Raw genomic sequence first — 12,591 nt, 5'->3', positions numbered from 1 at the left:
GAAAAACATATGAGATTTGTTATTGGAGGACAAATTGAGAAAGAAAAAATTGCTGAAACCTTACGCCGTCTGGCTGGGGATAAAGTCTCATCCATTACTTTAATGGGCGACATTGATGCTGCTATGGCCCTCAAGAGCGGCAATGCGGATTACTATCTGGGTGCTTGTAATACCGGTGGAGGCGCTTTGGCAATGGCGATTGCCATCGTGGGTATTGATCAATGCGTTACCATCAGTATGCCAGGTAAAATCCTGCCTGATGAAGAAATTATTGCCCATATTAACGCTGGGAAAACGGCGTTTGGTTTTACCGGTCAGGATATAGACGCGGTTATTCCGGTGGTTATCAGGGCTATTTTTTCTTCATGAGGACAGGAAGATGGAATATGAGTTTTTCACACGTTTAATGGAAATTGATCCGTTTAAAGCCGGTTTGCTGGCAGTTATTGGTGGAATATCCACCATGATGGCTAACCGTGGTATTGCGGTGTTTCATGACGGGTTGCGCCCTTTAATCCCGGAACATCTTGAAGGACGGATGAATCGTAAAACCCTGGCTGCGACCAGTTTTGCTTTAAGTTTTGGCCTGGTTATCGGTTTTGGTATCCCGTTTTCGCTGACGGCGCCAATTATTCTGGTGCATAGCCTGTTGCTGGGAACCGACGTCATTGGTACCTGGTGTGCAAACAGTAAAAAAGGTTTCATACTTTCTGGTGTCCTGGGGGCGCTGTATGCCGTCGCTTTGATGACAGGTTTACGATCTGTTGTCGATATCTTTGCCCATTTGCCGGTTAATTTCATGAATAACCTGAGCAAAGTTGGCGATCCCATTGTTGCCTGCTTCGCATTGTTTCCTGCCATTGTGGTGGCCTATCAATACGGATATGGCAAAGGGATATGGGTACTGATTGCGACATTGGTGGGGTATGTTGCGACGAAAGCAATCGGTTCACTGAGTTTTGGCGGTTCCCTGGATAAACCGGTACAACTGGATCCTAACGGGATAGCGCTGCTGATTTCGATGATTGTGATGTTCTACTTTGCCATGAAAGAGCGTGCGCCCAAAGCAGGCGATGAGCCGGCCCCGGCTAAAGGCGCGAATGAGATGCTGGTCGGCTTGTTTTCCACGCGGATCCAACGTATTCAAAACAACCTCTGGTTACTGGTGCTCAGTGGGGGTTTAACGGCGGTAGCGGCCTCGATGTCACTCAGTTTATTGGCGGAAGGTCCTGTATCACTGCAACTGATGGCACAGGGAGAAGGGGCTAACGCCATGTTGGTTGCGCTTGCCAGAGCGATCAGTTTTGTTCCGTTAGTGGGGATGACGGCAATTGCTACCGGGGTTTATAGCCCGGTCGGTATGAAGTTCGTGTTTGTCGCTGGATTAGTCACGAATAACCTGTGGATCGCCTTCATTGCCGGCAGTGTGATTATGTTTATGGAAATCAAACTACTGGCAAAAATTGCTATCTGGCTGGATAAATACCCTGGCGTAAAAGCATGTGGCGACCATATTCGTACTGTCATTACCCGTATGCTGGAAGTTGCGCTATTGGTAGGGGGAATGATTGCTGCCAACGCTATCCTGCCGGGAATGGGATTTATGGTGGTGGCGGGCATTTATCTGCTCAACCGTACGTCTAAACGTCCTTTGGTTGAAATGGCTATTGGGCCTATTGCAACGATTGTTGTTGGTATTTTGGCTAACATTATCCATCTGATAGGCATCGGTTAATCGAAGAGATCTCCCCCCTTATTTTGCGATGAAAAAATAGAGGGGGAGTGCCGGAGAGCAAATATTGAACACTTATCCATTACATAGTCTGAATATGGCGCAGGCACAGCAAAAACAGTTTCGTTTGGTTGATATTATCTGCCGCCATTTTCCCGGCGCAGACTTTCTTACCACGGGAGATTTAGGGTTGGTACCGGGGTTGAACCAGCCACAGATGACACTGCGGGTTGAGCGGGTCATTGCTGATTTCTTTTCAGCCGAGGCTGCCGTGTTGGTGCAAGGGGCGGGAACCGGCGCAATACGTTGTGGGTTAGCGGCATTACTTAACGCGGGCGATAGCCTGCTGATTCATGATGCGCCGTTATATCCCACGACAGCGATGATTGCTGAACAGAGGGGATTACATCTTATTCGGGCGGATTTTAATCAACCAGAGCAAATACGGACTGCGATTTTACAACATCGTCCGGTGGCTGGACTGGTACAGCACACGCGGCAGAAAATTGATGATTCTTATGAGCTGGCAGCTGTCATATCACTGCTGAACTCGGCGTCACTACCGGTTCTGGTTGACGATAATTATGCGGCTATGAAAGTGGAACATATTGGTTGTGAATGTGGTGCGGCATTATCGACTTTTTCCAGCTTTAAACTGTTCGGTCCGCAAGGTGTTGGTGTTGTGGCCGGCCAACAAGCGCTAACAGACAGTATCCGGCGTAGCATGTACTCCGGCGGAAGTCAGATACAGGGATTTCAGGCGTTAGAAGTATTGCGTGGACTGGTATTTGCGCCAGTGATGCATGCGGTACAGGCTCAGGTTAATGAAACGCTGGTTATCTGGCTTAATCAGGGCGTCATACCGCAGGTAAAACAGGCGGTTATCGCAAATGCACAATCGAAAGTATTGCTGGTGGAATTTTATGAAGAGATTGCAGAACAGGTGCTTTGTTTTGCCCATCAACTCGGTGCACTGCCTTATCCGGTAGGGGCCGAATCAAAATTTGAAATACCGCCCTTGTTTTACCGGGTGTCCGGTACATTCCGTCAGTCTGATCCCACATTAGAGAAACGAATGATAAGGATAAATCCCAATCGAAGTGGGGCGGAGACGGTAATGAGGATTCTGAATCAAAGTTGTGCGCAGGCCGTCGCCTTGCTGTAAGTAAGAGGCTAAAGTAAGCAGAAGATTATTCTGGACACAGTAACATCCGCCGCAATGGGCGGTATATATCGTCAGTCATCCAAAACGTTTTCAATATGTTTTGTTGGCATAAAACTTTATCGTTTGAGGGAGTAGAAAAATCTGTGATGCCATTATTGTATTCCTGATGATTACTGCAATGATCAATAGTTTAGTGAGAAACAGCTAATAGTAAAATGGACCATTTATAATAAGAAATGACCTATAGACTCAGAATATCTTGGTGGGATATAGAGATCATAACCATTTTCTTTGCAAAGTAACCTTAACTCCAAAACCGATGTGACGGAAAATTTCTCATAAATATTTTCAAAATGTTTTTCTACAGTACGGCATGAGATATTCATTTCAGTGGCTATATCTTTATTACTAATGCCACAGCAAAATAAAAAAATAATTGTCCACTCTTTATCTTTCAATAAATTATTGGGTGGCCTGGGGAAGATAGATATTGGTATATTATTCTTAATATAATGAGACACGGTAAAATGATCTATTTCTTTGGCATGAGAAATAATGCCGATACACTGATTATTCTCACACATCAGTGGATATTTTTCGCAAAAATAGGATTTAGGTAGCTGACCACTACCTTGAGGATAAGTACCAATAGATGATACTCGCTGCATACACGCTAAGACTCTGCGCTCATGTTCTTTAAAATGGTGAGCGAAACCACTAACCGGTGTTGGTAATTCTTCATCAGTATATCCTATAACATTAGAGTTTTCAGGTAACTTATTGGCTTTAATAAACGCGCTATTTGCGTAAATAAAACGAGATTCTTTATCTTTTACAAACCAAGGATCAGAGCTTCTATCCCACATATTTGTTAACTGGGAAGTAATAAAAGGGACTTTTCTTAATCCTGTGTTATTCATATATATCCTTTAAGGCGTTTTTGATTTTTGAACTATTGAATATAAGTATATTCTATTTATGAATAAGAGCCATATTCCCGCAGGGCTATCCATTTTATCAACAAATAACTAACAAAGGTAGTATGTTGAAACAGGGAAGTAATACTTAATCTAAGATAATAGAAATTTTTCTGGGATATAGTGATTGAAATTGTTGGCTAGACAGTATTCTTCCAGTTGCCGACTGGAATTAATGCCGATCTTACGATATATCCGGGCCATATGTGTTTCAACCGTACGATAGGTAATATTTAGTATTTTCCCAATCTGTTTTTTGGAGTGTTTCTGTAAAAAGAGAAAGATGATATCCCATTCATGTTGAGTAAAAAGATCAGTCGGCGGTTGGAGTATGATGGATGATGGTAGTTTTTCATGATATTGATGTAGGTAGGTCAATGAGTACTCTCTTACTTTCCACATATGAAACACAATACCCATGCAATTACCATTGTCATGATAAAACGGTGATTTTTCACAAAAATAGGATGACAGAGTTTGCTCTTGTCCGAATACATGAGTCTCAATTGAACATACTCTTTGTCTTTTTGTCATTGCATTTCTATCGTGGGTAATAAATTCTTTTGAAAAAACAGCTCCATCCCAGGGAAGTTCATGATCATAAAGTCCTTCGTAATCAAATGATTCCTTAAAATTATGAACGAATTTTTTTGTTGCAGAATTACCGTAAATGAAGCTAGAAGAACTATCTTTTATTCCCCACGGCTCATTGCTTATTTCCATTGTGTTAATAATCTGCGGTGATATTGTATAGTTCTTCTTCATGTTAAGAAAAACTCCTTTTTAATCTAAAGGTTAAAGGAACATTCTACTTTCTGGATGCACAAATCTTTCTGGTACATAGAGATCATAATCATTCAGCCGGCAATATTCTTCCAACTGATAACTGGAATTAACACCAATTTTTCTATATATCCGTGCGATATGAGTTTCAACGGTGCGATAGGAGATATCCAACATTTTGCCCATTTGCTTACTGGTGTACTTTTGTAAAAGAAGGAAAATAATATCCCATTCCCGCTGAGTAAATAAATCAGTCGGTGGCTGGAACAGAATAGATGCAGGGAGTTTTCCATGATATAGACGAGTTAATGAGAAATCCTGAGCTTTCCACATATGATACATAATTCCTATACAATTTCCATTATCATGGTAAATAGGTGTTTTTTCACAAAAATAAGATGACAGAAATTTATCTTTACCAAATAAATGTGTTTCAAGAGAACATACTCTTTTTCCGTTTACCATCACACTTTTATCATGAGCAATAAACTCTTTTGCAAACTCAGCTCCGTCCCAGTTGAGTTCATCATCATAAAGCCCCTCGTAATCAAATGAGTTTTTAAAGTCATGAATAAATCTTTTTGTTGCTGAATTGCCATAAATAAAACATGAATTTTCATCTTTTATTCCCCACGGGTCATCACTTTGCTCTAATGTATTAATTACTTGGGATGAAAGGGTTAATTTACTATTCATAGTATCATTCCTCTTTTTAAATTTAGGGCTAAGGTACTGATATTTAAGTTTATAGCCGATCTAACTCTATACTACCAATAGTGACAAATCTTTCTGGAATATAAAGGTCAAACTTGTTTTCTTTGCAGAAATCTTTTAATTCTGCATGCAGCGGCAAATCAAATTTTCGGTAAATTGACTGAATATGATTAACCACATCTTCCGTACTTATCATTAACTCCTCACTGATACTCTCTTCATCCAATGAACGAAGGGCCAGAAAGAGAACTTCCCATTCAGTTTGCGTTAGCGTGTCATTAGGTGGTACGAATTGCAGTGCCGACGGCGATGTTTTTTCATAATAATAGGCAACGGAAAAATTTTCAGTTTTGCACATATGAAAAGTAATACCAATACAATTGCCATCTTCATCACAAAGTGGATATTTATTACAAAAATAGATTTGCTTAATCCTATGTTCTTCAAATGGATGAGTTTCCAATGAAGTGACTCGTTGCATGGTTTGAATAACTTTCTGATCCTGACGGTGGAACTCTTCTGCATATTCTGCAACAGGAGAAGGTAATTCACCTGTAGAAAGCCCAGTAATATCGAAATCTTCTGGTAGATTGAGTAGTTGATAAAAAGCGGAATTGGCATAGATAAACCTTGATTGGCGATCTTTAGCTCCCCAAGGTTCGCTGCTTCTTTCCCACGTGTGAATTAATTGTGGGGTAATATTATTGGGTTTGTTTTTTATCTGTTGCATTGTGACTCCCGAATGATTATTTCAGCCGTTATCTGCAAGGTCTGCCTGCTAATTATACCTTCACCATACTTAGAATATCTTGGTCTTATAATAGAATATAATAACTTGCGCGTCAAAATACATATATTTATTAATTAAATCTTATTATTATTTTATATAGGGACTTTAATTATGGGTAAATGTAACAATAAATACTATTATATATGAAAACATTTTAGAATAATTACTAATTAGATAAATTAATGAATTTAATTTTTCAGTCATGAGTAATTAAGTGACATGTGTTAAAAATTTTCTGTCATAAACCAGGGATGGAGAGAGCGACTCTTATAACGATAACTTGTAATAGGATGAAAGAAAAGGTGTTATCTCTGGGCCAGAATAATGCGAATAGAATAGTATTTAATTGAAATAATGTGTGATCAATTAAAGAATGCTTCTTAAATAGAGTCTGCGAGATATTGTAATTCGATAAGACATATTTAGGAATTATCAGCATAATAAACTATATGAGCTTTTTAACCCAAAAACCGGGTTTGAATTTTTTGGCTGTTGGAATAACTAAACTTAAATAATATTAAGGTTAGGTAAATTCTGCTTAATTTAATTTTTGAAGAATAATGGAATAAAAAACTTACTTAAAATGGTAGAGCTACAAGATATAAAGTTGTGTTTTAAGTTCAACTTAGATATTTGTAACAACCGGAGCTTTACCCTATTTGCCGAAATTTGTCTCAATGAATTTTTATCTTGATGGAACAGGTGCGACCAACATTAGAGATAAAAAAATCAACCTGATTTTCATAAGATTCAGAATATTCCTATAACGGATGGGCAACTGCGCGTGAAGGGGATCACGCCACCTGTGGTAAACATTCCGGTACTTTTGATAAGAAATTGTATTTAGTATGTTAATAGACATGATGAATTACTAAAATCAATCAAGCTAATTTCTCTAATTTTCGGAATATTCCTATATCTTTTTAAGTTAAATTCATTGCACTATTGATCATCTATTAACCTATAAGTGGTAAGAATATGATGACCATTTTAGTTAGACCCACTCTTTGCACTGTAAACCAATGGGGAAGTCAATAGAATGGCAAAAGGCTATTATCTGCTCGTTGGTGATAAAACGACCTGTGGTGGAGTCATTATCACCGGCGACCAGACCATCACATTTAACGGGCGGGCAACCGCACGTGAAGGGGACCACGTCACCTGCGGTAAACATTCCGGTACTTACATGATTGTCGGGGGCGTACCCAGCATGTTTAGCATGGGACGGCGATTGGCGGGCACATTAGATAGTGTCAGCACCTGTCCCTGTCGGGCCCGGTTGATTAATTCCGTGATGGACAGCTATGAGAAGCAGGAAGAAGCTGCTGATCGGGCTGTTGCTCCCACTAATATGGCGGCGCAGAATGTCGCTTCGCCGATGAAGGCAGCGGGAAGCGTTCAGCCCGGTCCACCGTCAGTGACGCAGGCTCCCCCACCGCCGATACCAGTGTTTACGAAATCCTGCCAGCGGGGCAAAGGCTGTACCGATGCGGGAACCGAAGCTGAACCCGCGAATAACTTCGGGCGAATGGGGATATATCAGGTGTCGTCATCTCCCGCTCCGGTAGCGGCGCAAAAGCCTGAACAGCCTCCTCAGGGCAAGAAACACCCGCCAGAGCCGGATAAACCGCAGGATAAAAAATTACCGTGGTATAAACGCTGGTTTCGTGGTGGAAAAGATAAGGCTGAAGCCGCTGCTACGGCAGTGGCGGCCACCACCCGCAGCGTGGCAGCGGATGGGGAAGCGCTGGTGATGCGTTACATTGGCGGTGGCGCTGCCAGCTCCGGGCGCTGGCTGGCGGCTCCGAATCCGTTGACGGTCGGGTTAATGGGATTGTTTTATTCACCGAAGCTGAATGAAGGCGAAGAGGACTACTTAAACCGCTATCGCCTTAGTGAGATTGCCGAACAGTTTGGCAAAGCCCCGACTCGTGTGCGTTTCCGCTGGATAAGAGATGAAAAAAGCGGCAGGATGACGGTTCAGGGGTATCACGTCGGCCCGGAAAGTGGTCTGGATAAAGTGCCGGTTCGTATGATGACGCTGAATCGGACCACCGGTAATTACGAGTTCTGGGAACCGGGAGAAACCCGGCCGACAATTTTATGGACGCCGAACGAACAGGAGTTTCAGGTTCCGGCCCATACCGGGAATGAAGAACGCCCGTTTATTCCATCGCAAATCACCGTATTGCCAATCCCGGAGAAAGTGGGCAGCGATATTGAATCGTTGCCGATGCCGGAAGAAAAGGATTTCCGCGATTATATTCTGATCTTCCCGATCCCGAATATGCCGCCGGTGTATGTGTATTTGAGTAAACCGCCGGTGAAGCTGTTTGAGGTGGATTTGTACAGTAATTTTGCGGGCAGGCCAAGGAATGGGGCACATGCTGATCATATGCCTTCTGCGGCGGCTGTTAAGGCTTATTTTAAACGGTTATATCCATTATTAGATGAACGTGAATTCAAGGAATTATCTGAGGATGTCGCTTCTATCATTATACCCGCAGAGGTACATCAAAAGCTCAGTGCTACCTATGGAGGGAGAAATACGCCTACCCAGATAGAACAGGATTCGAAGAATTTACGGGCAGCGCTTGATCGGGACTTTAATACAATAAAACCAGTACTGAAGGAATATGGCGCAACAGAAGCACAACTTGAAGATGCCAGAGCCAAAATGCATAAGCTGAACCAAGAACAGGGGTTATACAAATAATGACAGTCAATGTTGAAGTGTTAATAAATAGTCTAGGAAAATCTTATCAGGAGATTTTTGATGAAGGGTTAATCCCTTATAAAACCAAGCCAACAGGCTTTTCTGGTGACGAGGTGGTATGCCTGGATATGGTAAAAGAGGGGGTATTTCTAGCGTTTTACCGAGAAGAAAAGCGTTTAAAAGAGATTACATTGACCTTGCTAAATGAAAAGAAACCTCTATACCAATTTCCTAATGAGCTGCCATCTCCTTTGGTGTCTCAGATGTCACGACAGTGGGTTCATGAACAGTTTGGTAAGCCTGAGAAATTACAGCAACCACAAATAATAATGAAACGTCAGTTTGGATGGAAAGAGTTATACACATTGCTTGATTTCCGCATTCCTACCAGTATGAAGATCTCTTATGACATGATGGAACGAGTAAAATCAGTAACGTTTTTACCCACTACAGAAGTGCGTTGGTAGTCAATAAAAAGGAGGAAGTTTTTTCTTAAAAGCTTTTTCATTCGCGGTTTGAAAGGTCAAACCGCAGATGAATTGGATTAACAAAGAGTCGGGGTTATACAAATAATGGCGATCAATGTTAAAGCATTGATTAATCGCTTGGGGAAAACCTAGCAGGAAATTTTTGATAAAGGACTAATTCCTTATAAAACGAAGCCAGCAGGTTTTCCTGGTGACGAGGTGGTATGCCTGGATATGGTAAAATAGGGGGGGCTAGCGTTTTATAGTGAGGGGAGGAATTTAAAAGAAATTACGTTAACCCTATTAAAGCTTTTATATTAAGGACGGATTTAATTCAATAAATGCAATTTTCCAAAAGGAGAGTGAATTGCGTTTAATCGAGAATCATAAACCATTAATACAGAGTTGAAAAGAAATCCGCGAGTAAAATAATACTATCCGACCTGATGGGTATTAAAGCGCTTTCTCGTTGGTTATTTTACGAAGAAAACTATAAAAATAACCCAATAAAAAAGGGATAAAACGGTTAATGTGGCAGGATTTAAGCCCTGAAAAAAGGGGGATGATTATCGGAAAAAACAGAAATGGGTGACAGTGTTGGTTCTTTGAACTTGATAACATTAATGTGTGTTAATGGTGATGCTGGACAGCTAGCAAATACATCTCACATTAATGACAAAGTGCCGGTCTTTTGGTCAGCACTTGAGAAAACTTACCGTGCAATCCTGTCAGTTTGATATGCCTTCTCAAACATCATGTAGTGTGTAAAACCGATGTCGCTATTGGTTTTAGATTCATTTGTGATGCCCACTTTTGATAAAAAATTGTATCCAATGTGTTAATTAACATGATGAATTACCAAAATCAATCAAGCTTATTTCTCCAATTTTCGGAATATTCCTATATCTTTTTAAGTTAAATTCATTGCACTATTGATCATCTATTAACCTATAAGTGGTAAGAATATGATGACCATTTTAGTTAGACCCACTCTTTGCACTGTAAACCAATGGGGAAGTCAATAGAATGGCAAAAGGCTATTATCTGCTCGTTGGTGATAAAACGACCTGTGGTGGAGTCATTATCACCGGCGACCAGACCATCACATTTAACGGGCGGGCAACCGCACGTGAAGGGGACCACGTCACCTGCGGTAAACATTCCGGTACTTACATGATTGTCGGGGGCGTACCCAGCATGTTTAGCATGGGACGGCGATTGGCGGGCACATTAGATAGTGTCAGCACCTGTCCCTGTCGGGCCCGGTTGATTAATTCCGTGATGGACAGCTATGAGAAGCAGGAAGAAGCTGCTGATCGGGCTGTTGCTCCCACTAATATGGCGGCGCAGAATGTCGCTTCGCCGATGAAGGCAGCGGGAAGCGTTCAGCCCGGTCCACCGTCAGTGACGCAGGCTCCCCCACCGCCGATACCAGTGTTTACGAAATCCTGCCAGCGGGGCAAAGGTTGTACCGATGCCGGAACCGAAGCTGAACCCGCGAATAACTTCGGGCGAATGGGGATATATCAGGTGCCGTCATCTCCCGCTCCGGTAGCGGCGCAAAAGCCTGAACAGCCTCCTCAGGGCAAGAAACACCCGCCAGAGCCGGATAAACCGCAGGATAAAAAATTACCGTGGTATAAACGCTGGTTTCGTGGTGGAAAAGAGCAGGCTGAAGCCGCTGCTACGGCAGTGGCGGCCACCACCCGCAGCGTGGCAGCGGATGGGGAAGCGCTGGTGATGCGTTACATTGGCGGTGGCGCTGCCAGCTCCGGGCGCTGGCTGGCGGCTCCGAATCCGTTGACGGTCGGGTTAATGGGATTGTTTTATTCACCGAAGCTGAATGAAGGCGAAGAGGACTACTTAAACCGCTATCGCCTGAGTGAGATTGCTGAGCAGTTTGGCAAAGCCCCGACTCGTGTGCGTTTCCGCTGGATAAGAGATGAAAAAAGCGGCAGGATGACGGTTCAGGGGTATCACGTCGGCCCGGAAAGTGGTCTGGATAAAGTGCCGGTTCGTATGATGACGCTGAATCGGACCACCGGTAATTACGAGTTCTGGGAACCGGGAGAAACCCGGCCGACAATTTTATGGACGCCGAACGAACAGGAGTTTCAGGTTCCAGTCCATACCGGGAATGAAGAGCGGCCGTTTATTCCGTCGCAAATCACCGTATTGCCAATCCCGGAGAAAGTGGGCAGCGATACTGAATCGTTGCCGATGCCGGAAGAGAAGGATTTCCGCGATTATATTCTGATCTTCCCGATCCCGAATATGCCGCCGGTGTATGTGTATTTGAGTAAACCGCCGGTGAAGCTGTTTGAGGTGGATTTGTACAGTAATTTTGCGGGCAGGCCAAGGAATGGGACACATGCTGATCATATGCCTTCTGCGGCGGCTGTTCGAGCGAAATTAAAAATGTTATATCCCGATTTGGAGACGGATGAGTTAAGTCTTATTGAAAAAAATGTTGCAGCAATCATTATCCCGGCAAAGGTTCACCAGAAGTTCAGTGCAACCTATGGAGGCCGGAATTCTCAGACGCAAATAGAACAGGATTCTAAAGATTTAAGAGCAGCTGTGGATCGTGATTTCAGTACGATAGAGCCAGAATTGAGAAATTATGGGGCAACAAAAGCACAACTTGAAGACGCCAGAGCCAAAATACACAGGCTTAACCAAGAACAGGGGTTATACAAATGACTGTCAACATAGATGCACTAATAAACAGTTTGGGAAAGTCTTATCAGGAAATTTTTGATGAAGGACTAATTCCTTATAGAAGTAAACCAAGTGGTCCTCTTGGTGTACTTAATATTGGTATTGATATGGTGAAAGAGGGGATTTTTTTATCGTTTGAACGGAGTAGTAAAATATTAAACGAAATTACTTTAAGGTTGCTTAGGGACGATAAAGCTTCATTTATATTCCCGAATGAATTGCCATCACCATTGAAGCACTCTATGGATAGGGTATGGGTTAAAGAAAATTTAGGTGATCCGATTAAGTCAATACCACCAAGGCAAATTTTAAGAAGGCAGTTTGGTTGGAAAGATTTATATCGTTTCACAGACGAAATCAGTATGCAGATTTCTTATAATTTACGTGAGCAGGTTAGCTCAGTGACTTTTTTACCCACCTTAGAAGTGCGTTGGTAGTTAATAGAAAGGAGGCAATTTTTTCTTAAAAGCTTTTTCATTCGCGGTTTGAAAAGCCAAACCGCAGATGAATTGGCTCAACCAAGAGT

11 protein-coding genes and 1 pseudogene are annotated in these 12,591 nt (G+C 42.4%); 8 read left to right on the top strand and 4 right to left on the bottom strand.

Features of this window, described 5'->3' with window-relative positions; genetic code table 11:
- Positions 1-9: 9 nt before the first annotated feature.
- The 3 genes from VY86_RS20950 to VY86_RS20940 all read left to right on the top strand — a co-directional run bounded on the left by VY86_RS20950 (position 10) and on the right by VY86_RS20940 (position 2,897).
- Entirely contained in the window at positions 10-369 is a 360-nt protein-coding gene (locus VY86_RS20950; RefSeq protein WP_046976418.1) for a DUF2620 domain-containing protein, read from the top strand.
- 10 nt (positions 370-379) lie between these two features.
- Positions 380-1,735: a YhfT family protein gene (locus VY86_RS20945; RefSeq protein ID WP_046976417.1), complete on the top strand. Its 1,356-nt coding sequence runs from the start codon at positions 380-382 to the stop codon at positions 1,733-1,735.
- A gap of 64 nt (positions 1,736-1,799) precedes the next feature.
- Positions 1,800-2,897: an aminotransferase class V-fold PLP-dependent enzyme gene (locus VY86_RS20940; protein ID WP_046976416.1), complete on the top strand. Its 1,098-nt coding sequence runs from the start codon at positions 1,800-1,802 to the stop codon at positions 2,895-2,897.
- 224 nt (positions 2,898-3,121) lie between these two features.
- On the opposite strand, the gene VY86_RS20935 is transcribed toward VY86_RS20940, so the two are convergent.
- From VY86_RS20935 to VY86_RS20920, 4 genes are all read right to left on the bottom strand, one after another.
- Positions 3,122-3,817, bottom strand: coding sequence for a helix-turn-helix transcriptional regulator (locus VY86_RS20935; protein WP_046976415.1), 696 nt, complete (start codon positions 3,815-3,817; stop codon positions 3,122-3,124).
- Positions 3,818-3,967: 150 nt separating this feature from the next.
- Entirely contained in the window at positions 3,968-4,639 is a 672-nt protein-coding gene (locus VY86_RS20930) for a helix-turn-helix transcriptional regulator (RefSeq protein WP_046976414.1), read from the bottom strand.
- A gap of 30 nt (positions 4,640-4,669) precedes the next feature.
- Positions 4,670-5,353: a helix-turn-helix transcriptional regulator gene (locus VY86_RS20925; protein WP_046976413.1), complete on the bottom strand. Its 684-nt coding sequence runs from the start codon at positions 5,351-5,353 to the stop codon at positions 4,670-4,672.
- Positions 5,354-5,402: 49 nt separating this feature from the next.
- The gene (locus VY86_RS20920; protein ID WP_046976412.1) at positions 5,403-6,101 is read right to left on the bottom strand and encodes a PAS domain-containing protein; all 699 of its coding nucleotides are present in this window, start codon (positions 6,099-6,101) and stop codon (positions 5,403-5,405) included.
- A gap of 1,099 nt (positions 6,102-7,200) precedes the next feature.
- Between VY86_RS20920 and VY86_RS20915 the strand changes: the two genes are divergently transcribed.
- The 5 genes and pseudogenes from VY86_RS20915 (at position 7,201) to VY86_RS20900 (ending at position 12,502) form a co-directional block, all read left to right on the top strand.
- Positions 7,201-8,877 carry an S-type pyocin domain-containing protein gene (locus VY86_RS20915; RefSeq protein WP_046976411.1) on the top strand — a complete coding sequence of 559 codons (1,677 nt, stop codon included), beginning with the start codon at positions 7,201-7,203 and terminating at the stop codon, positions 8,875-8,877.
- Positions 8,877-9,344 (top strand): DUF6392 family protein, encoded by a 468-nt coding sequence (locus VY86_RS20910; protein ID WP_046976410.1) that lies wholly within the window; start codon positions 8,877-8,879, stop codon positions 9,342-9,344. Before VY86_RS20915 ends, VY86_RS20910 begins: the two co-directional genes overlap by 1 nt.
- A gap of 159 nt (positions 9,345-9,503) precedes the next feature.
- Positions 9,504-9,650 (top strand): annotated as a pseudogene (locus VY86_RS26630) (DUF6392 family protein); the annotation flags it as partial.
- 720 nt (positions 9,651-10,370) lie between these two features.
- The gene (locus VY86_RS20905) at positions 10,371-12,047 is read left to right on the top strand and encodes an S-type pyocin domain-containing protein (RefSeq protein WP_046976409.1); all 1,677 of its coding nucleotides are present in this window, start codon (positions 10,371-10,373) and stop codon (positions 12,045-12,047) included.
- Positions 12,044-12,502, top strand: coding sequence for a DUF6392 family protein (locus VY86_RS20900; RefSeq protein ID WP_046976408.1), 459 nt, complete (start codon positions 12,044-12,046; stop codon positions 12,500-12,502). The genes VY86_RS20905 and VY86_RS20900 overlap by 4 nt, the downstream gene beginning before the upstream one ends.
- Positions 12,503-12,591 lie beyond the last annotated feature (89 nt).

The organism is Photorhabdus thracensis, from assembly GCF_001010285.1.
Classification (GTDB): Bacteria; Pseudomonadota; Gammaproteobacteria; order Enterobacterales; family Enterobacteriaceae; genus Photorhabdus; species Photorhabdus temperata.
Note: the sequence above shows the minus strand (reverse complement) of the source record. Positions and strands in the feature narration are given on the sequence as shown.

Bases quoted from the DNA above. Each gene is read 5' to 3' on its own strand.
- VY86_RS20950 (WP_046976418.1), top strand. From the start codon at position 10: ATGAGATTTGTTATTGGAGGACAAATTGAGAAAGAAAAAATTGCTGAA.
- VY86_RS20945 (WP_046976417.1), top strand. From the start codon at position 380: ATGGAATATGAGTTTTTCACACGTTTAATGGAAATTGATCCGTTTAAA.
- VY86_RS20935 (WP_046976415.1), bottom strand. From the start codon at position 3,817: ATGAATAACACAGGATTAAGAAAAGTCCCTTTTATTACTTCCCAGTTA.
- VY86_RS20930 (WP_046976414.1), bottom strand. From the start codon at position 4,639: ATGAAGAAGAACTATACAATATCACCGCAGATTATTAACACAATGGAA.
- VY86_RS20925 (WP_046976413.1), bottom strand. From the start codon at position 5,353: ATGAATAGTAAATTAACCCTTTCATCCCAAGTAATTAATACATTAGAG.
- VY86_RS20920 (WP_046976412.1), bottom strand. From the start codon at position 6,101: ATGCAACAGATAAAAAACAAACCCAATAATATTACCCCACAATTAATT.
- VY86_RS20915 (WP_046976411.1), top strand. From the start codon at position 7,201: ATGGCAAAAGGCTATTATCTGCTCGTTGGTGATAAAACGACCTGTGGT.
- VY86_RS20910 (WP_046976410.1), top strand. From the start codon at position 8,877: ATGACAGTCAATGTTGAAGTGTTAATAAATAGTCTAGGAAAATCTTAT.
- VY86_RS20905 (WP_046976409.1), top strand. From the start codon at position 10,371: ATGGCAAAAGGCTATTATCTGCTCGTTGGTGATAAAACGACCTGTGGT.
- VY86_RS20900 (WP_046976408.1), top strand. From the start codon at position 12,044: ATGACTGTCAACATAGATGCACTAATAAACAGTTTGGGAAAGTCTTAT.